The following is a 25,150-nucleotide window of genomic DNA, read 5'->3' as shown; positions in this document are numbered from 1 at the left end:
CAGTACAGGGATTCTTTTTTTTCGTTTAGGGGCATTTTTTCATTCCCTCCTTCATCCCTTTATATGATGGGGTTAGCAGTAACCCAAATGGGATAGGGGAGGAAATTATGCTGACTAAGTGGAATCGGACGATCGCGATTGTGATGGCGGCGCTGCTGCTGATGTTGCCCATGGCAGAAGGAAAAGCACGGGCAAGCAGTGGAGGAGCGGGGGAAACAGCAGAAGCAGTGGCGGTTAAAATGGCGGAGACGCTTATTGGGGAATATGGTGTAAGCGGCGTCCAGTATGCCATCCGGGATGAGGGGAAAATTGTCCTCTCGGACGGTCTCGGATTAAATGAAGCTGGAGGCAAGGAGCCTGTTTCAAGGGATGCCATGTTTGGCCTTGCCTCAATCAGCAAGATGTACGTGACAGCCGCAGCCATGATGCTGGTCGATGCGGGGAAGGTGAACATCGACCGGCCTTTAACGGCGTATATTCCGGATTTCAAGATGGCTGATGAGAGATACAAGCAGATTACCCCCCGTATGCTGATGAACCACTCGGCAGGGCTTTACGGCTCGCATTACAAGAATGGTATCCTATTCGATGACAATGATACGGAAAACTACGATATGCTGCTGGAGAATCTGCGCTCTGAGAAGCTGAAGTCCAGCCCAGGCGAGTACTCCGTCTATGCCAATGACGGTTTTCAGCTGCTGCAGCTTCTGGTAGAGCGGGTGAGCGGGATGCCATATAGCGATTTTGTGAAGCAGAAGATCAGTGCTCCGCTGGGGCTGACTTCTACGAAGACGCCGCTGGACGAGTTCAACCGCAACCGGTTGTTCCCGGGCCGGATTCCCGGGTTGTCCGATAAGCTGCCGGCAGAGAGCACGAATATGATTGGCACTGGCGGACTCTATTCGACCGCGGAGGAGCTGACATTGTTCGCGGAAGTGTTAATGGGTAATCGGCCCGGGCTGCTGTCAGAAGCGTCAGCTTCAGCGATGCAGCAGCCTGAGTACCGCAGGGGTATTTGGGTCAAGGATGAGAGGAATATCTTCGGCTATGGGCTGGGATGGGATTCGGTTGATCTGGCTCCGTTCGGTGACTACGGGATAAGAGCCGTGACCAAGGGCGGAGACACACTCATCTATCATTCGGCGCTGATCGCCCTGCCGGATCACGATGTCTCCATTGCCTTGCTTTCTTCGGGGGGCTCATCCTTATATAATACGGCAGCAGCAACGCAAATTCTGCTGGCATACCTGAAGGTGAAAGGGGATATCCCGGCCATTCAGCCGGATCTTACTTTTATGCCTCCCGTCCAAAAGGCCATGCCGGACAGCATGAGAGCATATACCGGTTTATACGGAACGGCAGGGTCAACGCTCCGGATCAAGGTCGGCAGCGGTAAAGTGGTCCTGCCGGGGATGCTGGGCGGCATAATTCCCGGGCAGACCTTCGTGTATACCGGTGAGGGTGAATTTACCAGCAAGGACGGTCGAACGGTTATCAGCTTTGACGAACAGATGAACGGGCAGACGTACGTCCGCGTCAAGAGTGTTCTGGAGTTTCCAGGCCTAGGGCAATCGGTAATCGCTTATTATGAATGGCAAAAGCTGAGGAAGAATCCCTTGCCCCACTCGGTCGCCAAAGCCTGGAAGAAGCGGAATGGCAAGACCTATTATGCGGTGGACGAGAAAATAAATTCGTTGTTCTACCTGTCGCCTGCAGTCTTAATGAAAACCATTTCATTTGATAAGCAGGGCGGATATGCGAACGGAGCGAGGATTATAGGGAAAAATCAGGCGGTTAATGCCGTAGAAATTCCGGTCATGAACGGCCGGGACGTTACCGATTTTAGCTTCTTCGCGGAGGGCGGCGCAGAATATTTGCAGGCAGACGGCCGTATCTATATTGGTGAATCTGCCGTGAAGCCAATCAGCGAAAGAGCTGCTTCCGTCGTTACCATCCCGGCGTCTGGCCACGCGCTCTGGTTCAAGATCGGCGAGGGAGCAGCAGGCCGGGCCATGAAGGTGGATGTTCCGCGGAATGGCGGCTTCGCCGTCTATGATGCGAATGGTATGCCGGTCAATATCTCGGCTGCCACCCGCACGAATACAGCGGTTCTGCCGGAGAACGGGTTAATTGTCTTCGGAGGCCGGGCGGGTGACGTATTGAAAGTTACGCTTGAAATGGAAAAAGACAAAAAATCTTAAGGCGGTACCAGTCTAAGTTGTCCCTATAAACTTACCTTGGTTAGCGAAGCATTCCGGCTGTACAACTGCGATAAGAAAACGGCCTGCTTACGCCCCGGTTCTTCAATGGTGAAGCCCAAAACCACCCCAACTAAGCTATAGCCGCAGCGGGGTGGTTTTGGGCGTTCCCTATGTGTCCGTGTACATTGATTTGAAGTGCCAGGCGGGTCATGTCTATCAAGAAGAAGGCAAGTATTTCAATTCCGGGCTGATAACGATGCGGAATCAGCAGGCCTTGACTGGTGACGCCGCCAATTCATAAATACCAAGGACAATGCAATGACCGTGAGGATCACCCCAAGCAATCGGAACCCTGCGAAGCTGAACTTATCTCCCATTACGATGCCGATCAGCAAGGAGGAGAGAATGGCCCCCAGGTTTCTAGACATATTAAATAATCCGGATGATACGCCAATGATTTCTTTAGGGGAACTATGTAGCAAGGCCGCTTGCAAACCGACATTGCTCAGCCCGCTGCTTATTCCGAATGCTGCTAGCGCCGCACATACGCTGATAACCGGTGAAGCCTCGTTGAAAGTTACAATCCACGCTGCCCCTAAAGTCATCAGTGTTCCGGCGGTGAGCAATGCAGGCCGAGGTCCTGATTTATTGATCCACCGGCCTGCTAGAGGGGAAGCGATGAGCGAGCATAAGCCTAAGGTAAGCATGAGCAGCCCTGTATGGAACTCGCTGATATGACGTACCATTTGCAAGTAGGAAGGAAGCCCGAAGAAGAGCGAGTAGAATAGCACGTTAACGATCATGAATTCGACATTAACTAGCGTCAGCGCAGGATGTTTGGCTAATATGCGAACAGGAACAAAGGGTGATGCTGCTTTTAGCTCATGTCGTACGAAAGCCGATAAAAGCACGAGACCGGTCAACGCAGCACTGGCATTTACGAATGAGACATGCCCAGATGATTTTGCCGCTAATAAACCGACCAGCAGTGAAATTAGACCGACTGTGAATAAAATAATTCCCGGAGCATCAATTAATTTCAGCCATTTCCGGACGGGCTGGTTGAGCATAGCGTGCCCTGATGGTTGTTCCTTGGGAATTGTCCTCCAAGCGAGCAGGAAGCTTGCCAACACAAACGGTATATTAATGAGAAAGATAGCAGGCCAATCCCACCAGTAAATCAATACCCCTCCAACAAAGGGACCAATGGCTGCCGCTCCAGATTGGAAGCTGGTTAGGACGGACAGCGCACTCGCCTGTTTCTCTGTGATGTGAATACGAACAATAGCCATCCCGACGGAAATCATCATGCTCGTACCGATTGATTGTACGATGCGGAACACGATGAGCCACCCGAAGCTTGGTGATAATGGGGCTGATAACGATGCAAAGAAGGCCACTATAAGCCCAGTAAGAAATATTTTCCTCCGGCCGAATAAATCACTTGCCCTGCCTATGACAGGTTGAGAGACTGCACTTGCAATGTAGAAGGAAAAGATGATCCAGGAGATAGCGGTAAAGTTAAGCTGGAATACATTTTGCAGCCTTGGGATAGCAACGGCAACCATCGAAGAATTTAAAGGGTTCAACAATACCCCAAGACCTACGGAAATTATCAACCACCTGCTGCGAACGTTCATTTTCTGTACCCCTCCCGATACTTCCTCATGTAGTCATCGTACTTGATACCAGCTATTTACTCCAATGCATCTTATGGTATGATTCCATTGACTTGAGGGAATGAATGGAGGGCGTGAATGGAACTTCTTCAACTGCAATATTTTGTGACGGTAGCCCGAATGGAGCATGTGACGGAAGCGGCACGATGCCTGCATGTTACACAATCATCGTTAAGCAAGACAATTCACCGCTTGGAAGAGGACCTTGGGGTACATCTCTTCGACCGGGCAGGGAGGAATCTCCGGTTGAATGAGGTCGGCAGGCGATTCCTGCGCCGTGCGGAGAGAGCTTTGTTCGAATTGGAACAAGGGAAACAGGAGATTAGCGATTGGTCCAGTCCGGAGCATGGCACCATCGAATTGGCCGTGACGAATGCAAGCACGCTGCCGGATATCCTCCGAGAGTTTAAGAAAAAACGCCCCTCTACTCAGTTCCATGTACAGATGCTGACCACGCAGGAGATGGTAACGCTTCTTCAACGGGGGGAGGTCGATTACGGCCTCTCCTCGCCTCCAATACAAGGGGAGGGGATTGAATGTGAAATATTGTTTGCGGATCCCATCCTTGTAGCTGTTCCAATGGGTCATTGGCTGGCGGAACGTCATAGTGTATCTTTGACAGACCTCAAGGAGGAAACGTTCGTCGGCGTAAAGAGAGGGTACCATACCCGTGATTTAGTAGACTCCGTATGCCAGTCGGCCGGTTTTGTACCCAAATATGTGTATGAGGGCAATGAGCCTACCAGGCTGAGCGCGCTTGTGGAGGCAGGAATAGGCATTGGCTTCATACCAAGCACGGCAGTGAACTCACGGGAACGGATTCATTATCTGCAGGTCGAGCAGCATGAATTGGTTAGGGAGATAGCTTTGTTGTGGCATAGAGGCCGCTATATTTCACAGGCAGCTCGTGAATTCCGTGAAGTGGCAGTAGAATATTTCAGGCAGCGGCCACCAGTTTGCAAAGCAGACGATAAACTATCAATGCACAACTAGATTATGGTAATATTTATAAATAAGCTGATAATTAAGCAAAGGAAGAGGATCTATGAAGGACGTATATCAAGAAGGCAAGGATTTTGCAAAGTCCTGCATACTGCCCTATACAGATCGGACCGACGAGGAATCGAGGTTTCCTGAAGAGTCTTTCAAGAAGCTGGGTGAACATGGCTTTTTGAAGCTTCTTATTCCGGAAGAATACGGCGGTTATGGCAGAGGACTTGAAGAGCATGCCAAGGCTTGTCTGGCATTCGCAGAGACCTGCTCCACGACGGCTCTTTGCTATATGATGCACAATGTTGCCGTGATGTGTCTTGTAACGCATGGAAGCGATGAGTTGAAGAAGAGGGTTTTTACAGACATTGTTGAGAACGGAACGTTCATGGCACTGGCCTACAGCGAATTCGGAACGGGCACCCATTTTTACATAACGGAAATGACAGCTGAGGTCAACGGGGACAAGACCACGTTCAACGGTAAGAAGAGCATGGTAACATCTGCAGCCTACGCGTCCTACTATCTCGTTCTTGCGCCTTCTGTTGAAGAAGGGCAAATAAACAACTGGGTATTCCCTCTGGAGTCGGAAGGACTGTCCTTCGGGCTGTCAGATTGGAACGGATTGGGGATGAGAGGCAATTCGTCATGTCCCGTACTTATTAACCAGGTAACGTTGGACTCTTCTTACCGCATTGGAGCGGAAGGTTCGGGGCAGGAGCAGGTATTCAATGTGGTCGCGCCATTCTTCATCACAGGGCTGGGGGCTGTATACAGCGGCACTGCCTTACATATGTTTGAAGTGGCCAGCGGCCATGCTGTGGACAGGAAGTATCCGGATGGAAGCAGTCTGTCTAATATTGAAACGGTTCAGATACATATTGGGGATATTTACAAAAATGCGTCCGCCGCAAAAGCCATCACGCTGGAAGCGGCCAGAGCAGGTGCGAACGGGGAAGCGGATGCGCTCGCCAAGATTCTGTCAGCAAGAATATTTGCCTCGGAGGCCGCAATCGAATGCGGAAGGCTTGCCATGAGAGTGGGCGGAGGCAAAGCTTATAACAAGGCTCTCCCCTTGGAGAGGCTCTTAAGAGATGCCTATGCAGGTCAAATTATGGCGCCAAGCGCTGACGTTCTGTCTGTGTGGCTTGGTAAAGCATTAACCGGTCAGATGATTCCGTAAAGACAACACAAGGAGTGAGCTCATTGCGTAACGATAGAATAAATGTCGGGGCCGTTATTTATGATCCTAGGGTTACCGTGATCTGGGGCATCATAGCTGATTTTTTCAAAGAGGAAGGGCTTGAGATCGAGTGTGTCTTCTATAAGGATTATGAAGGACAAGTCGACGGCCTGATGGACAGGGAAATTGACATTGCATGGAATTCCCCGCTGGCATGGCTGGATACCTATCTGAGAACAGACGGCAAGTGCCAGATGGGATCCATGAGGGATACGGACAGGGACCGCAAGACCTGCTTCATTGTCAGGAAAGACAGCGGCATAACCGGTCTCGATGGGCTGAAGGGAAAGACGATTGGCTTCGGGGCTGTGGATTCTCCTCAAGCGAGGTTGATTCCAATCAACTATCTGCATAAGAATGGTCTTGAGTATGAAGCGGACTATACGGAGCAAAGATTTGATATTGGCGTCGGCCTCCACGGAGATCATGTTGGAGGAGAGCTGGATGCCATCCGGGCATTAATGGCGGGAACGGTAGACGCCTCTGTGGCGCTGGATTTGAACTGGGAAGCTTGGAAGAAGGATGGCACGGTTGATGAGAATCAATTGGTATGTATTGAGACAACGCCGTTATTTGACCACTGTATCTTCACCGCTCATCCCGACTTTTCGACAGAGAGGTTCCTCGAATGGCAGGAGGTGCTTCATAGAATGGACTATTCCAATGAAGCGCATAAGCAGATGATGGATATGGAAGGCTTGAAGGAATGGGTTGAAGGCCGAATCACAGGATTCGAGCAGCTGAGGGAAGCAAATGACTATCTGAAATTCTTATAAGTAATTCCTCTAAAGAGAGAAGCGTGGATTTTTCCGCTACTTCTCTTTTTAACTATATACGTACACTTTGGGAGATAAACGACATGCGAAAACAATTACCGCTGTTTCCTACTGCTTTAATCGGAAGCATGCCAAGATCACGAGAGGTGCTAAGCGCCCTAAGAATGAAGAGAAGGGGAGCCATTGAATCCAGCGACTTCAACAAGCTGATTGAGCGGGAGACGGAGAAGATTGTAAGGCTGCAGGAGGATGCGGGGATTGATATCATCACCAGCGGCGAGCTCGGACGGGATAACTATGTATCCTTTGTTTCCGACAAAATTGGCGGCGTTAACATGATGAGCATGAGTGAAATGCTGGATTATATCGATGATAAAAAGGCGTTCGAAGACATGCTGACCGCGCTTGATGTTCCGGCCGTCAGTATTAAGAATGCGATATGTGTAGATAAGCTGCAATACAATGGCGACATTGTTGTTCAAGAGCTTCTGGCCATGAAGAAACTTACGGATAAACCCGTTAAGGTCACATTGCCGGGTCCCTATCTGCTTACCCGGTCGATGTGGCTCCCTAAGCTTACTGGCAAGGTATACGGGAGCAAGGAGGAACTGGGGCAGCATGTTATTGAGATCTTGAAGGAAGAAATCGACAACCTGATGAGCATAGGTGTTGATGTCATTCAACTGGATGAACCGGTACTGACTGAGGTTGTGTTCACAGAGGGCAAGCCAAGGTCATTCATGTGCGCGGCTCTCTCCGAGAGAAAGGACCCAAAGGAGGAGCTGGAATTCGCGGGTTCCTTGATTGGACCGATCATGGATCATATCGACCGGAAGAGAACGGTTGCTTCCCTTCATGTCTGCAGAGGCAACTGGAGTAAGGATGAGCGTATTCTACTGACGGGCCCCTATACGCCGCTCCTTGAGTTATTTGCGAAGGTTAATCCGGACTTGTTAACACTTGAATTCTCCACGCCAAGGGCCGGGGAGCTGAGCTCCATACTGGCTGATCCCAGAATAGCAGAGCATACGGCACTTGGTTTAGGTGTCATTAATCCGCGAGCGGATGACATTGAGACAGCGGAACCGATCCTGACAAGAGTTCAGGAGGCGATGACTTATCTTCCAGCGGAGAGAATATGGCTGAATCCGGACTGCGGCTTTGCAACCTTTTCCAATAGCCCTGTTAATGTACTGGAGAATATATCGGGCAAAATGCGCTCTTTAACAGAAGCAGCATCAATATTGAGGAGCAACTATAATGCATCGGTCAAAAGCTGAGATAAATACCCTATATGAGTCCAGAATATTCGATATGAACTTTAGGGGTACGTCGAACGATCTCTCTACGGTGAAGATTTATACGAACAAGAACAGCTTTCAAATTGAAAAGCAGATCAGCTTTGACTCGGAATACAAGCCGATCAGCAGTGTTGAATACTTCGCTGGTTCCGTCTTAAGCAGTATTATATTGACACTGTTAGAGCAGTCCCAAAAAAGCGGTCTAACGATTGAAGAAATTGAAGGGGTCTTGAACCTGTCGCTGGCGAACCCTCTGTCTCTTGTTGGGGTAAAGGGATACGATGAAGAGCCGTATATTCAGCGCCTAACGGTGACCGTTTTTTTATATGTTGATTTAGAGGACAAGGAACTTAATGATTTTTGCTATGATGCTCTTAAGAAATCACCAATTTACAATACGTTAAAGAGATCATTGGAGCTTGAGGTTATTTTTAAAAAGCTGCTATGACGGCCCGGATAAATCGGCGCTATGCTTAACCTACAATATAGTTATAATAGGTGATAGATGGAAGTTGTGTTCGGTGGATTTATGACAAGGGATTATGTCCGTCAACAGGAGGCCATGATGAACGAAACTGCATTGGAACTTCAGTTGTTTGACAGCTTAAAGCCGGAGTTAACTTCGTTTTGTTACCGGATGCTGGGATCCATTGATGACGCAGACGATGCTGTTCAGGATACCTTCATCCGGGTTTGGCAGCGCTGGGACTCATTCAGGCAGGATTCCTCGTACAAAACATGGGTCTATCGTATTGCCACCAACCTATGCCTGGACAAGCTGAGACAAGCCAAACGGCGCACTCGTCCCGTTGACTTATCCGGTCCGGCTGCAGCCATCATTGAACCCCGCGAAACGCTGCCGGACTCGTCCTGGATTTGGCCTGCCCCAGATTTTACAGATAGTCCGGAAGATATTCTCATCCGCAAAGATACCCTTCAGCTCTGCTTCATAACACTCTTACAGCTCTTACCTCCACGTCAGCGTGCAGTTCTTATCCTGAAGGATGTGTTTGAATGGTCCTCTAAGCAGATCGCCGAAACGTTAGGCATGTCACCAGCAGCGGTGAACAGCGCCCTGCAAAGAGCCAGGCAAACCATGGAACAAGCGAAGCTCCGTTCGGACGAATTCAGCATGACGGAAGCAGAACCTGATCGTGAGCTGCTGTCACGGTATGTGGAAGCCTTTGAGCAATTCGATATTCAAGCGCTGGTAGCATTGTTTCATGAGGAAGGCCGCATGTCCATGCCGCCTTTCGCAATGTGGGTGCGTGGCAAGGACGATTTGTTCAAGTTCTTTACGCTTACACGATGGCATTGTGACGGGTCAAGGTTCTTGCCGGTTACGGCGAATGGCGGATATCCTGCTTATGCACAGTACGTGCCAAGCAGCGAAGGGCCCTATTTGGTCCCTTGGGGTATTCACATTCTTGAAACGAGGAACGGAAAGGTATACCATGTCCAAAATTTCATTAACTCATCATTATTTTCCCGATTTGGGCTTCCTGAGCGAATACACCGATGAATTTCGTTATCCGGTTTCGTCTACATATATGAGAAGGCAAATAATGATAAGTGAGGAGCTGTTCAGCATGGAAACAAGTAATCCGACGAAAGTAACCGTAGAGGCAGTTGTGCAAGCACCCGTAGAGAAAGTATGGCGGTATTGGACCGAGCCGGAACATATCATGAAGTGGAACCAGGCTTCAGAGGACTGGCATGTACCCAACGCAGAGAATGATTTGCGGGTTGGCGGCAAGTTTCTTACTCGAATGGAAGCTAAAAACGGCAGCATGGGCTTTGACTTTTCCGGGGTTTACGACGTTGTCGAGCAGCATGAGAGGATTTCCTATACGATGGGAGATGGCAGGACAGTCGATATCACCTTTGTTAACCAGGGGGACGCAACGAAGGTAGTCGAAACGTTTGATGCTGAAAGCACTAACCCCGTTGAGTTTCAGAAGGCAGGCTGGCAGGCGATCATGGACAATTTCAAGCGTTATACGGAAGAAGCTTAGAAGATACACACGAGGCGCCCTATTTGGGTGCCTTCATATTTGTATGCTGTAACTGACCTCAAGTAGTAGCGCATGGCTCGCGGGTGAAACCCAACACAACTGTGCATGAAATGACGGATGAGTGCTTCGTAGCTGCAGCACGGCTGCTGATTCTTAAAAAGTTTGGGCCATCCAATATTGGATGGCCCAGCTTACTTGTTTCCCTATGCTGCTTAACTAGTTGTTGCAGCTACTCCCGCCGTCTCAGATACAAGCACATTCCGCTGTTCAGATGCATCGCGAATCGACTTCACGAGCTGTACCCTTGGCGCCGGACCATTGACATCGGCTGTGTCTTTCTCCCTTAGCTTCAGTGTAACCACTGTACCGTCGGTGCTCACAGCCACATCGTTTACAGTATAGCCTTCCACCAAGAACGAGTCGAAAGCAACTGAAGTCGGCTGGATGGCTTCCGAGAACGTAATGGTTACAGTATCCCACTTGTCGTTCGCATTCGAATCGGTAATAACGCGGGACAGAATAGCCGGAGCGACATAGTCGACCGCGCCGGTTTGCGTAATGGCAGAGCTTAGAACATTGAGATTTGATGTTAGACCGCCAGCCGCAATGCTCATAACGACTGTATTCGGGTTGACCAGGGCACTTGGCGCTTTAACGGTTACGAGCGCAGTGCCTCCTTCGTTCTTATAGGTCGCTGAAGCTGCAGCCTGACCGTCAATCGTGAATTTCGATACATCGATAGCATTAAGATACGTATCGACCTTGAACGTGATCGTGTCGCTGCTTATGGCTCGTACATCGCTAATATTACCGATGGATAGAGTGGCGGCGGCTAGTGTAACCGGATTGCTAAGTGCGCTAGTGGCATTACCCGCTGCGTCTCTGACTTGGCCGACTAGAAGCTTCTCGAAATTCCCGCTGCCAAGACTCGAAATCGCGCTTGGGAATGTGATGAGAACTCCTTTATTGCCGGCCGTCTGGGATATGGTTGTGCCTGCCGGTAACGCGCTAGGGCTGCTGCCGTCGGCAGCTGCGAAGCGGTAGTTATTGGTGTCAAGAATAGAGCCTAGACCGGTTATTGTCATGGCTTCACTAAACTTAACAAGGACAGACTTGTTATCGGCCGTATACTCTCCTGTCGTAACGGTTGGCGCGATCGTGTCAGCCACGTTAAACGAGGTGGAGTAAGGGAGATTCTTGTTTCTTGCGAGCGACGTATCGGTCAAGACGCCATCTGCAAGGCTCAAGGTGTACGTCGAGCCGTTAATTGGTACAGCGGTTGTCAAGCGATACGTATTGTTTGTTGGAGCAACGTTGCTGATCGCAACCGTCGTACCGTCCGCGTCCTTCAGTGTGAAGTCGGCGGCATCAACACCTGTCACAGGTTCGCTGAATGTCACGTCCACGTGGGTGGAATCGACATAGTTCACGCCGGCTACCGTAGGGGCAGTCGTATCGGCGATGACTGATGTGGTAAGCGTGGCCGTCGCGAACTTGTTCCCCCAAGCATCCTGCAGCTGGGATGCTGTCGACGGGCTGTTGTTCAAGAACAAGGTAACGGTGCCTTGCGGCAGCGGTGTGTTGTCAAAGTTGACTGTCATTGTACGGCCGTCTGAGCTAAGGGACGCCGTTCCTTTGTAGTTCGCCACATTATTGTTCGAGTGGTACACCGTGAAATCCGTGTTCAGAGCGCCAGTTCCTGCCATGCTGACCGGCTCGTTAAATTCTAGCGTAACCGCTGTTTGCGTTATTGACGCCACGGTTGCCACCGGTGCGAGCGTATCCGCAGTGTAGCTGAATTGTACATCGCTCTTCGGTACAGTCAACCCTACAAAGTCCTTGATCTGATTACCGCTGGCCGTATTTGCCGGGTTGATGGTTATCGTATAGTCGCCGGCAGGCAGTGTGCTGCCGAGCGTCAGTTCAATTACATTAGGCTGCACGATTGTTGGCGCACCGGCTAACGAATACGTATTATTGTTGAGCGAGAAGGCTGCATTGTTCAAAGAAGAAGCTGTGACTGGCTCCGAGAACGTCACTTGAACCTTAGTCGGTGCTACCAGCTTAGCGCCAACTGCGCTTGGTATCGTCAGATCCAGGAAGGTAACGGTGTTGCTGACGTTCGCCAGCTTATTGCCGGCTACAGATTGCACGTTCTTAATTGCCAGCGTACCGACTGCCTGTTGACCCTCAGCCTGGGCAAGTGTAACCAGAACGGACCTCTTATCGTCCAGCAGTTCAACAGAGGTAATCCCTGAAGATGCTCCCGTATACGTATAGTTGGACACGAGCTGAGCTGACGTTCTGTCCAGCTCCTGATTGAATGCAACCTTGATTTGCTTATTATTGTCTGTGGAGACATTCGTCACAAGGAGGTCGGTGACGACTGGCGTAACGATTGCCGGCCCTTTAACCGATGGCTTGTTGACTGTTATGCTGTATGACACGCCTCCGGTCATTTTTCCAGTTGTTAGAATAGCGGTCTTCTTATCATCACTTATACTCACATTGGTCACATCCAGCACAGCGCCGCCGGCTGCTGTAATCGTGATATCAGACGCCGTGAGTGAGTCAAGTGCTTTGGAGAATGTCAGGGTCAAGGACGACAAATCCGCACCGACCGAAGCCGAAACGGTAGTTGTAAGCAAGGCTGCTGCTGCATCCTGCAGGTCACCCTTGTTGGCTAAGAAACGATCCACAACTACAGCAACCTGCTCTCGGGTGGCATTCACTTTTGCTTCGAATCGGGTTGGTGTTACCCCTTCGAATAAACCGTTCCGTACGGCAAAAGCAACCGCGTCGCGGGCAAAAGGCGAAATGTTATTTTTGTCCTCGAATGTCAGGGTATCGCCGAGTCCCTTAATGTCGTCTGTGGTCAATCCAAGGGCCCGTACGAATATCGTGGCCATCTGTTCGCGCGTTATGTTCTGGCTGCCCCCGAAGACATCCGCTGAGATCCCTGAGATCCAGCCCCTGTCTACAGCAGTTTCCACATAGGCATAAGCCCAATGGTCTTTGTTAACATCGGTAAACGTTGGCGTACCCGGACGCACAAGTTCATTTGCGGGAATCAGAGCTTTGACTAACATAGTTGTGAAAGCATCACGGTTCATGGCTTCCTTAGGATTAAAAGCACCTGATGGATCCCCCGTGATAATATTCATGTCCATCAAACGAGAAATCGAAGGCTGAGCCCATGCGGCAGCGGAATTAATATCATTCGGTGCAGCTGCCTGTGCTTGTCCGGCTCCAGTGAGCGGAACTGTCGAGATCAACATGCCGCCCAGAATAATTTTGGCGACATGAATTTTTATATTCGGATATTTCTTCTTGGCATAATCCTCGACATCCGAATACAGCTCTTGTTTGTCGCCATTATCCAGGTCGGATTCTTTGGCGAACTCGACCTTCTGTGGATCGAGGTAAATAATCAATTCATAACCTTCACTTGTTCTAATGAGCTCATCACGCAAGATGTTCAACAGATATTCCTCCAATCATAGTGAAAGATCCATACACCAGTAGTCTTCAATCCATCCTTTATGGTTCGCATTAAATCGTCATTCAATTCATGGCTTTGACACATTTTATGGAGAACTGCTGCCGGGCTGGTTGGACGGACCTTATTTTTCCTTTTATACTAGTTGTGTTAAAATGAAGAAGTTATATATAAAACTTGGAGGTGCATTTGTGAAAGGGTTACAACGTTCCACCGCATTTATTTTAGCGCTATTATTGTTTATCAGTATTGGACTCACGAAGACGGATGCAGCAGGTAGTCAATACATAACCAGGGGTCAACTCGCAGCATTAATTAATCAGACGTTTCAGATCTCGGGAGACGGATCGAAAAAGGCCTTTACCGATGTACCCGCCAGTCATGCGAATGCCAATGATATAGCAATCGCAGCAGCTGCCGGATACATGAAGGGTACTGGAGCAAAGCAGTTCAAGCCTGATTCGAAAGTTAGCGGGCCGCAGCTGGTTGTTATCGCATGCCACATCCTTTCCTGGGAAGGAATAGAAGCGGGCCGCAACAATGCGGATGTACCGGCTTGGGCAGCACCCTATTATGCGGCGCTTGATGATTTCGGACTGTTGGATGATCTAGGGCTCCCTAAAGGTGCCGTCACGATGGAACAGGCGCAGCAATTTATCATGAAGCTGTCGTATGTGGTACAAGCCGCAGCCAACAACAACCCCTACGGGGCCAAGCAGGTTGGATTAAAGGATGACTTCTATGTATATACGAACCGGGAATATCTCGCTAACCCCGTTATCCACCCCGGTTATCCGAGTGCTGGGACATTCCTTGATGTTATGAAGAAGGTAGACGGCACCAGATCTGAGATTATGAATCAGCTGCTTAGTCATAAAGCTACTGCGGCCAGCGGGTCTCCGGAATGGAGAGCGGCAGAGCTTTATGCGATGTATACAGATACAGCTGCGCGTGAGAATGGTATTCATAAGCTCCGTCCTTATCTGGATGAGTTGTACGCTGTCAGTGACGTGGCAGGCTTGAGAGCGGCTGCCGAGAAGTATTGGGACCGTTTCAACTTCATTCCGTATGTAGGTTTTGCGCCTGTTGAAGATACGCTCGGCGATAGAACGAAATACGCAGCCCTTTTCATAGGAACAGGACTGGGCTTGGGCACGCCGCTGTATTACACGGACGATCCGTCTATGGCCAATGTTCAAAAGGCGTACGTAGAATATATGGAACGCGTGCTGGGCTATATCGGCGAAAAAGATAAGCTCTCCGAACGAGCCAGGGCGGTATTCGAGTTAGAACAGCGGCTTTCTGCCAAGGCGACGCCGCCAGAACAGATGCAGGATCCTAAGGCCCGCCTGAAGAAATCTTCATGGGATGAAATGAAGAAGGCAACACCTAACTCCGGACTGGCGGAAATGGTAATAAAGCTGTACGACCTTCCTTCAGATATGACGGTATATTCCCCGGAGCATGATTATATTAAATTTGCCGACAGCCTCATCACCGATTCTAATTTACAGGCGATTAAAGATATGCTGGCCATCAATACATTTATCCAGTATGAAGCTGCATTTTCTGAAACAACGCGAAGCTTCCAGGATGATTTGATGAAAGCGATGTACGGCATTTTACCCGAGAAGCTTCCGATAGAAGAGCGTGCGGCTGCTCTGGCTCAAGGCCTTGAACCGCAGGCGTTTGATAAAGTGTTTGTCAGCAAGTATTTCCCCGAGTCCAGTAAAAATGATGTAAAAGACATGGTGAATGAGATTATTGCCAAATATGAAGAGCGTATTAATGCTCTTACATGGATGAGTGCTGAAACAAAAGCACGGGCCATCGAGAAGCTGAGAGACATCAATGTAAATATCGGGTATCCTGATGAATGGAAACCGGCGGCTTCCTACAGCTTCCCAAGCAAAGCAGAGGGCGGTACGATGTTCGATGCGATTATGAGCCGGCAAGCCGCTCTGAATGCAGAAGGGAAAGAGATGCTCAAGAAGCCGTATTCCATGGACATATGGAGCATGCTGCCCGTGATGACGGTAAATGCGTTCTACGTTCCGTCAACGAACAGTATCATTTTCCCGGCAGCCATTCTGCAGGCGCCATTCTATGATCCAAAGGCGAGCCGGGAACAGAACCTGGGCAGTATCGGTACGATTATCGGTCATGAAATATCTCATGCCTTTGATGTAAACGGCGCTCAATTCGATAAGGACGGCAACTTGACCAATTGGTGGACAGAAGCCGATTATGCTGAATTCCAGAAGCGTGCGGCAGAAATGACTGAAGAGTTGTCCAAAGTTGAATTCCTGCCCGGACACAAAATAAACGGTGAGCTGACGCTTGCGGAAACGATTGCCGACTTAGGCGGATTGGCGTGTGTTCTTGATATTGCTGATGATAATCCGAACGCGGACCTCACCCAAGTGTTCGAAGGATTCTCACAAGCATTTGCGGCCTGGATGCCAGTAGAGTCAACCGTCGCAAGTCTCCAATCCGATCCTCACGCACCGAATAAGTTGAGAGTTAATTTTACCTTGCAGATGCTGGATCAATTTTATGACGTGTATAACGTAACAGAGCAAGACGGAATGTACTTATCGCCGGACCGGCGCATATCCATCTGGTAATGTAGATAAGCTTACCGAAGACAGGGGCATCCTTATGGATGCCCCTAAATTTGTGCCCTGCGTGTAATACGCGGGGAACCGTGCTACACGGTTGGCCGGATGACCAGTTCATTCACATCGATGCCTGCCGGCTGCTCAATGGCATACGTTATTGCGCGGGCGATGGCTGAAGCGGGCAGTGCGATGCGTCGATACTCCTTCATGAGTTCCCTTGCTTCATGATCTGTTATGGTCTCGGCCAGCTCAGATTCGGTGACGCCCGGCGAGACGAGTGTCACGCGGATGCCTTGCCCTGCAACCTCCTGCCGGAGCCCGTCGGTTATCGCCCGCACGGCGTATTTAGTTGCGCAGTATACAGCCGCCGTGGGGGACACTTCATAGGCTCCTATAGAGGCCACGTTGACAAACTGCCCAAACCCCTGTTTCTTCATCACCGGTAGTCCGGCAGCAATACCGTGAAGGACTCCGCGGATATTGACGTCGATCATCCGATCCCATTCCTCAATCTTTAAGGAGGCCAGAGGCGAGAGCGGCATGATACCGGCATTGTTGACAATAGCATCCACACGTCCGTACCGGTCAGTCGCGAGCTTGACCACTGCTTGCATCTGTGAGAGTTCTGTCACATCAAGCTGATGAACAGCAACCGAGGCGCCTTCCGCCTGAAGGGATGATGCCAGAGCTTCAAGCTTCTCGAGGCGCCGCGCGCCAATAATAACGTTAGCGCCCACGCGCGCAAGCTCACGGGCTGTCGCTTCGCCAATCCCGCTGCTCGCACCTGTGATGATAATTGTTTTCTCTTGAAGTGCCTTCATATAATCCCGCTCCTCTTCGGTTTATTTTTCCCGGTAGTCGTATTTGAATGCCGGCCGGCATTCAGGTCCTGACAAGACTGACTCGATAAAGGGCTGAACAATAGTGCAAGTAAAAGAAGCTTGAGCATTGCCGATACCTCCATCAGATTTCTCCCTGCTCGTTCATTATGAATGAATGCAGAAAACACCCGGTAGCTGGAAGATACAAGGAACTTGCCTAATCCTCCAAAAGCTTATAGGGTAGATAGCATAAGACTGTGAATGGGATGGTGGGATACGTGGGGGAGCGTTGTGTTAAGAGAAGTGGTGAGCTGGCTGAGCTGTTAGCGCGGTATGTATTAGAGGACGGTTCGCAGAAGATAGAGATTCCAGGTCTGCACTTTATCCGCGCTTCTCGGATCACAGAGCCGGTACATTCTGTTTATGAACCGTCTCTATGTGTGGTGGCCCAGGGTGCGAAGGAGGTCATACTTGGAGAGGAACGCTACCAGTACGACCCGGCTAGTTATTTGACAGCTTCCGTATATCTGCCAATTACAGGCCAGATCATGGAGGCTTCACCGGATGCGCCTTATTTAAGCGTACAGCTGCAGCTCGATATGAATCAAATTCTCGAAGTAATTCAAGCCTCAGGACAAGCTGGTAAACCAAAACATGAATCTGGGCGGGGACTGGTTGTAAGCAGGCTTAGCGATTCGCTCCTGGAAGCTGTTCTAAGGCTTGTCCGATTGCTGGATACACCGCAGGATATCCCCGTGCTTGCTGCCGGAATTGTTCGTGAGATTATTTACAGGGTCCTGCAGGATGAACAGAACGCGGCGTTGAGGCAGTTTGCACTCCTTGGCAGCCGGGCTCAGCGGATCGCGAAGGTGATTGAGCGGATGAACAGTGAATTCGCACAGCCGCTGAAGGTAGAAGAGCTGGCGGAGGAAGCACGGATGAGCGCCTCATCCTTATACAGTTATTTCCGGGAAGTCACGGGCATGAGTCCGATCCAGTACCAGAAGCAGCTTCGGCTTCAAGAAGCACGCCGTCTGCTCCACATAGAAGGCCTGGGAGCGGCCGAAGCTGCATATCAGGTCGGATACGAAAGTCCGTCGCACTTCAGCCGGGAATATACACGCAGATTTGGGTTGCCCCCGGGGAGAGATCTTCAGCGTTTACGGGAGACGCTGGGGAGATAATCTATCAGTGGATAAGCATCTCATGGCGAGGTGCTTTTTTTGACGAATTCCATACAAGAAGCCACTTCATGCCTGGAGTGGTTTTGTTTTTTTTATACAACGGCCATATCTGCAGTGATTCTTGAGAAATACATTAGTAGCTATAATTTACCGCACATTTACCGATATATACCTTATAGATTACCAAAAGACTTAGCCAACTGCAGATTCTGCATGCCTGATGTCCGTCGTGTCCAAGTAAGAATGAGAAGGGGGAAATGAATAGAGGGGAAGTCGAGATGTATAAAAATACAATGTATCTGCGGTAGGTTCCATAAAAATCAGCAATTGGAGCCTAGAGGTTGGACAGTTGATGGACATCAACATAGAACAAATTACAGAAGGGCTTGAACATATTGAGAAGAATAAAAGCTAAAATACTCATTGTCCTTATTTCCTTAGTTGTCGTCGGGATAGGTTCCTCACTCCTGGGCCTTTCTTCCTTAAGTATGCTGAAGTCTTCAAGTGATCGCATATCGGAGAATTATCTAAATCGGATTATGGTATTAGACCATATTTCCTCTACGATGCAGGAGACTCAGCAGCTGCTGTTAGCCCATTGTATCGCTTCAACAGTTGAATCCAAGATTGCATTAACAGGGACTATAAGTAAGTCCATAGCGCAGCTTGAATACAGTTTGGAGGAGTACGCTTCATTAATTGAAGATGAAGACAAGGCTTCCTACGATAAATTGATGACCATTTATCAAAGCTACAAAGAGAAGTATGAACAAACCTTCCGCTTAAGCGCGGTAAATCACTATCAAGAAGCAGCAAGCAACGTAAACGGTGTGCTTACTGAAATTTTCAACTCATTAAACAAGCAGGCTGACATATTAGTTGAACAGGCTAAACATGATATTGAGATTGCCAAACGGGATCAAGTGAACACCTACTCCAACTCCGTAGCGATCGTCTTAGGTATGCTGGTGGTTATTTTTATCGTATTTATAACGAATTTCATCATCCTAAACAAAACGATTGTAAAACCAACCGTGTCTGCAGAAACTAAACTAGCCCAAATTATCGAAAACATCAAAAGTAATAAAGGGGACCTGACAGAGAGGATTCCTGTTGAGACCAAAGATGAAATAGGTAAGCTTGTGAGCGGCATCAACACCTTCATTATGACATTGGAGGATATTATCGGAAAGATAGTCGTTTCCTCCAATCAACTAGATAATATTACGATGCATGTGAACGAGAATATTACGGGAGCTAACTCAAACTCTCAGGATATATCTGCCACGATGGAGCAGCTATCAGCCAGGATGGAGACGGTAGACCACACCATTAACAGCATCAGCTCCAGCGCCGAACATGCGGGAGTAGAGGTGAACAACGTATCAGCCTCGACCCATAATATCTATCAATATACCATTGAGATGAAGAAGCGGGCTCTCCAATTAGAACAGAAAGCTGTTCATAACAAAGAAGCTACGCATGAAATGATGACAACCATACTGGAGTCACTGCAAACTGCTATAGAAAATAGCAAAAGCGTGCAACGGGTGAATGCATTAACCAATGAAATCATGAACATCTCCAAGCAAACCCAGTTATTAGCCCTTAACGCCTCTATTGAGGCTGCTAGAGCTGGAGAAGCCGGCAAGGGATTTGCAGTGGTGGCTGATGAGATTCGTAATCTTGCAGACACGAGCCGTGAAGCTGCCAGTAATATTCAGACGATCAACACGACGGTAACCTCTGCTGTCAATGAATTGAACAATCAGGCCAATGCGATCGTAGCTTATATTAATCAAACAGTCCTTCCCGATTATGATCAGTTTGTAAGCTCTGGCCAGCAATACAGAGCCGATTCAGAGCATGTTAATGAGACAATGGATGAATGTGTCCACAACACGCAGAACCTTACGGGAATTATGAATGAGTTGGCCGAGGCGGTAAAACAAATCTCCAGTGCTATTAATGAAAGCACACAAGGAATTACAGATGCGGCGCACAGCACATCAGAGCTAGTCAATCAGATTAGTGTCATTCATGAGGAAATGGAATCCAGCTCTAATGTTGTGTATGAACTGACTAAACAATCTGCAGCATTTACTAACCTGAAATAGGTTGCGACAAAAAAGGAGATTTCGTATATGAGAAATAAAGTGCTCATCCTTATGATTTGTACATTGCTATTAACCGGCAGTAATTCTGCGGTGGTCTGGGGGAGCGGGGCAGGCTCTGCCACTGGTTCTAATCTTGTAACAGTAGATACTATTAATTTGGGTATTCATAAAGAAACAACAGGGCAGTTTTCTCCGCTTTACAGCTATGAGAACCCTTTTAAAGGCCAAGACACTTCTAAGGGAGTGACCATAGAGTTTACAGCCGTTTCTACTTGGGAACCGTCGCCGCTCGGCACCATTTTCTCATTAATGGGGAGTGGAGAGCATGAAGGCAGGCTGTATTTTACTCCTGCTTCTTATCTTGGCTATAATGCTGCTAATTACGGCGGATTTTTTGATGCCAACATCAAGGATTATTTATTAGTTGAAGACTATATTAAAGAACAGGCAGCAATCAAAATTGAAATTGTCCCTACAGGCTTTAAAGTTTTTGCAAACGGTGATTTGGCTTATGATCAATCCATATTAGATGATGAGCTCAGAGCAACCGGAGAGTTTAAGAGCACCTCAGATTTCACGCCTGTGCTGAACTGGATTGCCAATGCGGATTCGTTATATTTTGGATACGGCTCATGGTGGAACAACGTGAATGCGGATGAAGCTTATGTTGAGCTTTCCAATATTCGCCTCAGTCTTGCGGATGGTACAGTATTATTCGATAAATTTGTGGTTGATGAGGCACTTGTCAAAGAAGCTTCCGAGATTACCGAATCCATCAGTATGAAGTCCAAGGTTAGCCTGACTATTCCCGAATATACAGGTGAACTCACTTCTGCGCTTACGGGCACGAAGCCAGTGGATTATAAAGGGTTTTCTGTCATCCCGATGGTCCTTATCATCGTCACGGTAATATTGATCCTTGCTATATTAATTATATTGAGAGTTACCAAACCCGCGATCTTCAAGCGTCAACTTGTAAAATTGAGAAAGAGCGGCGTGGAGTAGCATTCTGACAAAATGGTAAAATGATCAGCCTCCGATGTATGTGGATACAGGAGGCTGATCTTTTTTATTCCGGTTTCTACTTTTCCATAGGACGATTTCAGGGAAAGACCGATCATACAGATGGCCTCCAGATGTATTGACAGCCGTATAATTATCCAGCATAATTGAGAATGATTTTCGATTGCAACTAGAGGGGGCATATTTATGGCAGTCCAGAGAAAAAGAAATCGCAAAACATTCATTAGTTTATTTGTAACATTTATGATGTTATCTGCTTTTTTGGCGGGATGTACCAATAGCACAGCGGAAACAACGGTATCTGTTACGGAAAGCAAAAGTATGCTTACGTTTGCTTGGCCTAGAGATATAGGCGAGATGAATCCGCATATCTACAATCCTTCGCAGCTATTCGCGCAATCCATGGTCTACGAGCCTTTGGTGGGCTATGAAGATGGAGGAGAACTGAAAGGATACTTGGCTGAATCCTGGGAAATATCCGAGGATGGCAAGGAGTATATATTCAATCTTCGCCAAAATGTGAAATTTTCCGATGGTTCAGATTTTAATGCAGAGATTGTTAAGAGAAACTTTGATACCGTACTGCAGAATGCCCAGTTACATAGCTGGCTAGGGTTTATTTCGAAGGTGGAGCAAACCGAGGCCGTAGATGAGTATAAGTTCAAGCTTACCTTGAAGGAACCATACTATCCTACGATTCAGGAGCTGGCTGTTGTTCGTCCTACCCGGATTCTGGGCGCTGCCGGATTTCCTGAAGGGGATGACACATCCAAGGGTGTTGCAAAACCGGTGGGCACAGGCCCATGGGTATTGGAAGAACATAAAGTGGATGAGTATGCGATTTTTGCACGTAACGAGCATTACTGGGGGGAGCTTCCTAAAGTAGAGAGAATTAAAGTTAAGGTTATCCCGGATGCCGAAACACGGGTGCTTGCTTTTGAAAAAGGCGACCTTGATCTGATCTACGGTGAGGGCGTTATCAATATTGATACGTTCAAGCAGTTGGAATCAACAGGGTCCTATGAAACCAACATTTCAGAGCCGGTTGCTACCAGACTGCTGGTTATGAATTCGAAGAAGGAACAGCTCGCAGATGAACGGGTTCGCCAGGCGCTGCATTACGGATTCAATAAACAAGCGATGGTAGAAGGGGTAACCTCCGGTTTGGAAGCAGTAGCTGACCAGATTTTGTCTACAAACTTCCCTTATACTTCGGATATTGATGCAGCGGCTGTTGAATACAATGTCGATAAAGCAAAAGAGCTTCTGGATGAAGCGGGCTGGAAGCTGCCAGAAGGAAAAGCTGTTCGTGAGAAGGATGGCAAGCTGCTTGAGATCGAATTGATGTATAATGCTACAGAGACTATTCAGAAGATGATGGCTGAAACCCTGCAGTCGGAGTATGCGGTCATCGGAGTGAAATTAAATATCGTGGGTGTGGAGCTGACAACACAAGTCGAAAGGTTTAAAGCCAATGAGTTTGACTTGAACTTCTTCAGCAACTACGGCGCGCCATATGATCCCCACACTTTCATTAACATTGTAGCTACAGAAGGATTCGGATTTAGAGAGGCGATCTCAGCTTATCCGAACAAGGATGAATTGCTGCAGATGATCGCTAAAGTTCCGCAGACAACTGACGAAGCCGAGCGTCAAGAACTCTACTCATCCATCCTGGAATCACTTCAGGAGCAAGGCGCCATAGTGCCGGTCTCCTATATCAAGAAGATAGCGATCTACCAGAAGGATGTAGCGGATTTTAAATTCCCGGCTAATCGGGATGCGCATCCGTTTACAGGTATAAGCATGAACAAGTAACCTTAAGAGGAGAGTTCGATGGGAATATATATTACAAACCGCATATTGGCCATTATCCCCATCTTCCTTTTGGCTACACTTCTAACCTTTGGATTAATCCATATGTCGCCTGTTGATCCGGCCGAGGCTTACTTAACAGCTGCTCATATCCAGCCAACCGAAGAGATTCTGGCGCAAAAGAGACAAGAGTTTGGCTTGGATCAACCTCTGTACATTCAATATTTGAAATCTGTGATCAAGATCAGCCAAGCTGATTTTGGCACCTCTTATGTCTCGAATAAACCGGTTTGGGACGAAGTATCCTCCCGCATGTCGGCAACTATTCAGCTGGCTCTGGGAAGCATCCTGACAGCCATTGCAGTCAGTGTTCCAGTTGGATTTTTGGCAGGCTTGAAGAAAGGCAGCGGAATCGACCATCTGAGTCGATTTCTCTCTTTTTTCGGGGCATCCATTCCCTCGTTCTGGTTTGGCTACCTGCTGATCATATTCTTCTCCGTCAAGCTTGACTTGTTCCCGGTAGAAGGCATCGGTACGTGGAAGCATCTCGTCTTGCCCTCGATCACTTTAGCGCTGCCGTTAATTGCGCTGTATACCAGACTTCTGCGGGCCAGCGTCATTGAAAATTTAGAGAAGCCGTACGTTCTTTTCGCACGCACCAGAGGGCTCCAGGAAAAGCTAATACTTGGCAAGCACGTGTTACGAATGGCCATCTCTCCTATGGTGACCGGGCTTGGAATGAACCTGGGTAAGCTCATGACGGGTACCATTATTGTAGAGGCCGTTTTCTCATGGCCGGGCTTTGGCCGTTATTTTATCGAAGCGATATTTAACCGGGACGTGCCTGTTATCCAGTGCTATGTGCTGTTGGCAGCGGCGTTGTTCATCATTAGCAACCTGGTGGTGGACCTGATCCAGATGTATATTGATCCCCGGATTTCCAGTAAAGGAATAACAGAGAGATGACGATCAAGGTACATGCACGATTGAAAAGCCGCAAGGTCATGATTCTTTGTTCTATTATTATAGGCATACTCATTCTGATCACGCTTCTGGCACCATGGATTGCACCCCACGATCCGACGCTGGTTAATTTGGCCCACAAGCTGAAGTCTCCTTCTTGGGAATATCCCTTGGGGACAGACCATCTGGGGCGATGTACATTGTCGCGTCTTCTGTACGCCGCACGCATTTCACTGGGTTATGCGACATTAATTTTCCTATCCGCTCTAACGATCGGTTTAGTTGTCGGGACCCTATCGGGATATAAGGGCGGCTGGGTGGACCAGCTATTAATGAGAATATGTGACGGGATTATGGCTTTCCCCAGCTTACTGCTCGTTCTTGGGCTAGTTGGCATATTTGGACACGGGCTGAAGCAGGTGATTCTGGCACTGATCTTTGTGCAGTGGGTGTATTACGCGAGAATCATCCGGGGGATGGTGCTGAGCTTAAGAGAGCAAACCTATATTGCTGCAGCCCAGATAAGCGGCTCTTCCCAGTGGACGATTATTAGAAAGCATGTTATTCCCAACGTCCTGCCGCCGCTCGCAGTTATGGGCGCGCTGGAAATGGGCTGGGCCATTATGGATATATCCGCCATGTCGTTTCTCGGTTTAGGCGTACAGCCTCCAACACCGGAGTGGGGCGCGATGATCCATGAAGGCAAATCGTATATTCGTTCCCATCCGGAATTAATGATCTATCCGGGCCTGATGATTATGCTGGTGGTTGTAACCTTTAATTTATTCGGCGAAGCGCTGTCGGAACGCTATGGCATCAAACGCAATTCTTGAAAGGGATGGAAGAGCTTGAGTACAGACAATCGATCCGTATTGAAAGTGAAAGATTTGCATGTACACGTG

18 protein-coding genes are annotated in these 25,150 nt (G+C 48.6%); 15 read left to right on the top strand and 3 right to left on the bottom strand.

Annotated features, from left to right (window positions below; genetic code table 11):
• Positions 1-107 precede the first annotated feature (107 nt).
• Positions 108-2,201, top strand: coding sequence for a serine hydrolase domain-containing protein (locus L1N82_RS12610; protein WP_235287733.1), 2,094 nt, complete (start codon positions 108-110; stop codon positions 2,199-2,201).
• A 236-nt stretch (positions 2,202-2,437) separates the two neighbouring features.
• Here L1N82_RS12610 and L1N82_RS12605 read toward each other — a convergent pair whose 3' ends face one another.
• Positions 2,438-3,841 carry an MFS transporter gene (locus tag L1N82_RS12605; protein WP_235287732.1) on the bottom strand — a complete coding sequence of 468 codons (1,404 nt, stop codon included), beginning with the start codon at positions 3,839-3,841 and terminating at the stop codon, positions 2,438-2,440.
• A 117-nt stretch (positions 3,842-3,958) separates the two neighbouring features.
• Between L1N82_RS12605 and L1N82_RS12600 the strand changes: the two genes are divergently transcribed.
• From L1N82_RS12600 to L1N82_RS12570, 7 genes are all read left to right on the top strand, one after another.
• On the top strand, positions 3,959-4,873 hold the full coding sequence (locus L1N82_RS12600) for a LysR family transcriptional regulator (protein WP_235287731.1): 915 nt from the start codon (positions 3,959-3,961) through the stop codon (positions 4,871-4,873).
• Positions 4,874-4,925: 52 nt separating this feature from the next.
• Positions 4,926-6,053 carry an acyl-CoA dehydrogenase family protein gene (locus tag L1N82_RS12595; RefSeq protein ID WP_235287730.1) on the top strand — a complete coding sequence of 376 codons (1,128 nt, stop codon included), beginning with the start codon at positions 4,926-4,928 and terminating at the stop codon, positions 6,051-6,053.
• A gap of 23 nt (positions 6,054-6,076) precedes the next feature.
• The gene (locus L1N82_RS12590; protein ID WP_268821949.1) at positions 6,077-6,889 is read left to right on the top strand and encodes a phosphate/phosphite/phosphonate ABC transporter substrate-binding protein; all 813 of its coding nucleotides are present in this window, start codon (positions 6,077-6,079) and stop codon (positions 6,887-6,889) included.
• An 83-nt stretch (positions 6,890-6,972) separates the two neighbouring features.
• Complete coding sequence (locus tag L1N82_RS12585; RefSeq protein ID WP_235287728.1) at positions 6,973-8,169, top strand: cobalamin-independent methionine synthase II family protein; 1,197 nt, start codon at positions 6,973-6,975, stop codon at positions 8,167-8,169.
• On the top strand, positions 8,150-8,638 hold the full coding sequence (locus L1N82_RS12580; protein ID WP_235287727.1) for an OsmC family protein: 489 nt from the start codon (positions 8,150-8,152) through the stop codon (positions 8,636-8,638). The genes L1N82_RS12585 and L1N82_RS12580 overlap by 20 nt, the downstream gene beginning before the upstream one ends.
• A 117-nt stretch (positions 8,639-8,755) precedes the next feature.
• Complete coding sequence (locus L1N82_RS12575; protein WP_235287726.1) at positions 8,756-9,712, top strand: sigma-70 family RNA polymerase sigma factor; 957 nt, start codon at positions 8,756-8,758, stop codon at positions 9,710-9,712.
• Between the two features lie 67 nt (positions 9,713-9,779).
• Positions 9,780-10,205, top strand: a complete 426-nt coding sequence (locus L1N82_RS12570; RefSeq protein WP_235287725.1) for an SRPBCC family protein — start codon at positions 9,780-9,782, stop codon at positions 10,203-10,205.
• Positions 10,206-10,417: 212 nt separating this feature from the next.
• Here L1N82_RS12570 and L1N82_RS12565 read toward each other — a convergent pair whose 3' ends face one another.
• Positions 10,418-13,687, bottom strand: coding sequence for an S-layer homology domain-containing protein (locus L1N82_RS12565; RefSeq protein ID WP_235287724.1), 3,270 nt, complete (start codon positions 13,685-13,687; stop codon positions 10,418-10,420).
• Positions 13,688-13,895: 208 nt separating this feature from the next.
• On the opposite strand from L1N82_RS12565, the gene L1N82_RS12560 reads away from it, so the two are divergent.
• Complete coding sequence (locus L1N82_RS12560) at positions 13,896-16,331, top strand: M13-type metalloendopeptidase (protein WP_235287723.1); 2,436 nt, start codon at positions 13,896-13,898, stop codon at positions 16,329-16,331.
• A gap of 83 nt (positions 16,332-16,414) precedes the next feature.
• Here L1N82_RS12560 and L1N82_RS12555 read toward each other — a convergent pair whose 3' ends face one another.
• Positions 16,415-17,146: an SDR family oxidoreductase gene (locus L1N82_RS12555; RefSeq protein WP_235287722.1), complete on the bottom strand. Its 732-nt coding sequence runs from the start codon at positions 17,144-17,146 to the stop codon at positions 16,415-16,417.
• A gap of 278 nt (positions 17,147-17,424) precedes the next feature.
• Here L1N82_RS12555 and L1N82_RS12550 point away from each other — a divergent pair, with 278 nt between their 5' ends.
• The 6 genes from L1N82_RS12550 to nikC all read left to right on the top strand — a co-directional run bounded on the left by L1N82_RS12550 (position 17,425) and on the right by nikC (position 25,081).
• Entirely contained in the window at positions 17,425-18,330 is a 906-nt protein-coding gene (locus tag L1N82_RS12550; RefSeq protein WP_235287721.1) for an AraC family transcriptional regulator, read from the top strand.
• Positions 18,331-18,716: 386 nt separating this feature from the next.
• Positions 18,717-20,447 carry a methyl-accepting chemotaxis protein gene (locus L1N82_RS12545; RefSeq protein ID WP_328284480.1) on the top strand — a complete coding sequence of 577 codons (1,731 nt, stop codon included), beginning with the start codon at positions 18,717-18,719 and terminating at the stop codon, positions 20,445-20,447.
• Between the two features lie 27 nt (positions 20,448-20,474).
• A complete protein-coding gene (locus tag L1N82_RS12540) occupies positions 20,475-21,452 on the top strand; it encodes a hypothetical protein (RefSeq protein ID WP_235287719.1) in 978 nt (325 codons plus the stop codon).
• A gap of 261 nt (positions 21,453-21,713) precedes the next feature.
• Positions 21,714-23,288 (top strand): nickel ABC transporter substrate-binding protein, encoded by a 1,575-nt coding sequence (gene nikA, locus L1N82_RS12535; protein ID WP_235287718.1) that lies wholly within the window; start codon positions 21,714-21,716, stop codon positions 23,286-23,288.
• An 18-nt stretch (positions 23,289-23,306) separates the two neighbouring features.
• Positions 23,307-24,251: a nickel ABC transporter permease subunit NikB gene (gene nikB / locus L1N82_RS12530; RefSeq protein WP_235287717.1), complete on the top strand. Its 945-nt coding sequence runs from the start codon at positions 23,307-23,309 to the stop codon at positions 24,249-24,251.
• Positions 24,248-25,081, top strand: coding sequence for a nickel ABC transporter permease subunit NikC (nikC, locus tag L1N82_RS12525; protein ID WP_235287716.1), 834 nt, complete (start codon positions 24,248-24,250; stop codon positions 25,079-25,081). Before nikB ends, nikC begins: the two co-directional genes overlap by 4 nt.
• Positions 25,082-25,150 lie beyond the last annotated feature (69 nt).

Origin of the sequence: Paenibacillus tarimensis (assembly GCF_021532315.1) — a bacterium.
Lineage (GTDB): Bacteria > Bacillota > Bacilli > Paenibacillales > Paenibacillaceae > Paenibacillus_I > Paenibacillus_I tarimensis.
The sequence above is the reverse complement of the archived record's forward strand: the minus strand, read 5'-3'. Positions and strand labels throughout refer to the sequence as shown.

What these genes read in the sequence shown, in the direction of transcription:
- L1N82_RS12555 (WP_235287722.1), bottom strand. Translation starts at nt 17,146, where the DNA reads ATGAAGGCACTTCAAGAGAAAACAATTATCATCACAGGTGCGAGCAGC.
- nikC (WP_235287716.1), top strand. Translation starts at nt 24,248, where the DNA reads ATGACGATCAAGGTACATGCACGATTGAAAAGCCGCAAGGTCATGATT.
- L1N82_RS12600 (WP_235287731.1), top strand. Translation starts at nt 3,959, where the DNA reads ATGGAACTTCTTCAACTGCAATATTTTGTGACGGTAGCCCGAATGGAG.
- L1N82_RS12595 (WP_235287730.1), top strand. Translation starts at nt 4,926, where the DNA reads ATGAAGGACGTATATCAAGAAGGCAAGGATTTTGCAAAGTCCTGCATA.
- nikA (WP_235287718.1), top strand. Translation starts at nt 21,714, where the DNA reads ATGATGTTATCTGCTTTTTTGGCGGGATGTACCAATAGCACAGCGGAA.
- L1N82_RS12605 (WP_235287732.1), bottom strand. Translation starts at nt 3,841, where the DNA reads ATGAACGTTCGCAGCAGGTGGTTGATAATTTCCGTAGGTCTTGGGGTA.
- L1N82_RS12540 (WP_235287719.1), top strand. Translation starts at nt 20,475, where the DNA reads ATGAGAAATAAAGTGCTCATCCTTATGATTTGTACATTGCTATTAACC.
- L1N82_RS12585 (WP_235287728.1), top strand. Translation starts at nt 6,973, where the DNA reads ATGCGAAAACAATTACCGCTGTTTCCTACTGCTTTAATCGGAAGCATG.
- L1N82_RS12580 (WP_235287727.1), top strand. Translation starts at nt 8,150, where the DNA reads ATGCATCGGTCAAAAGCTGAGATAAATACCCTATATGAGTCCAGAATA.
- L1N82_RS12575 (WP_235287726.1), top strand. Translation starts at nt 8,756, where the DNA reads ATGAACGAAACTGCATTGGAACTTCAGTTGTTTGACAGCTTAAAGCCG.
- L1N82_RS12610 (WP_235287733.1), top strand. Translation starts at nt 108, where the DNA reads ATGCTGACTAAGTGGAATCGGACGATCGCGATTGTGATGGCGGCGCTG.
- L1N82_RS12570 (WP_235287725.1), top strand. Translation starts at nt 9,780, where the DNA reads ATGGAAACAAGTAATCCGACGAAAGTAACCGTAGAGGCAGTTGTGCAA.
- nikB (WP_235287717.1), top strand. Translation starts at nt 23,307, where the DNA reads ATGGGAATATATATTACAAACCGCATATTGGCCATTATCCCCATCTTC.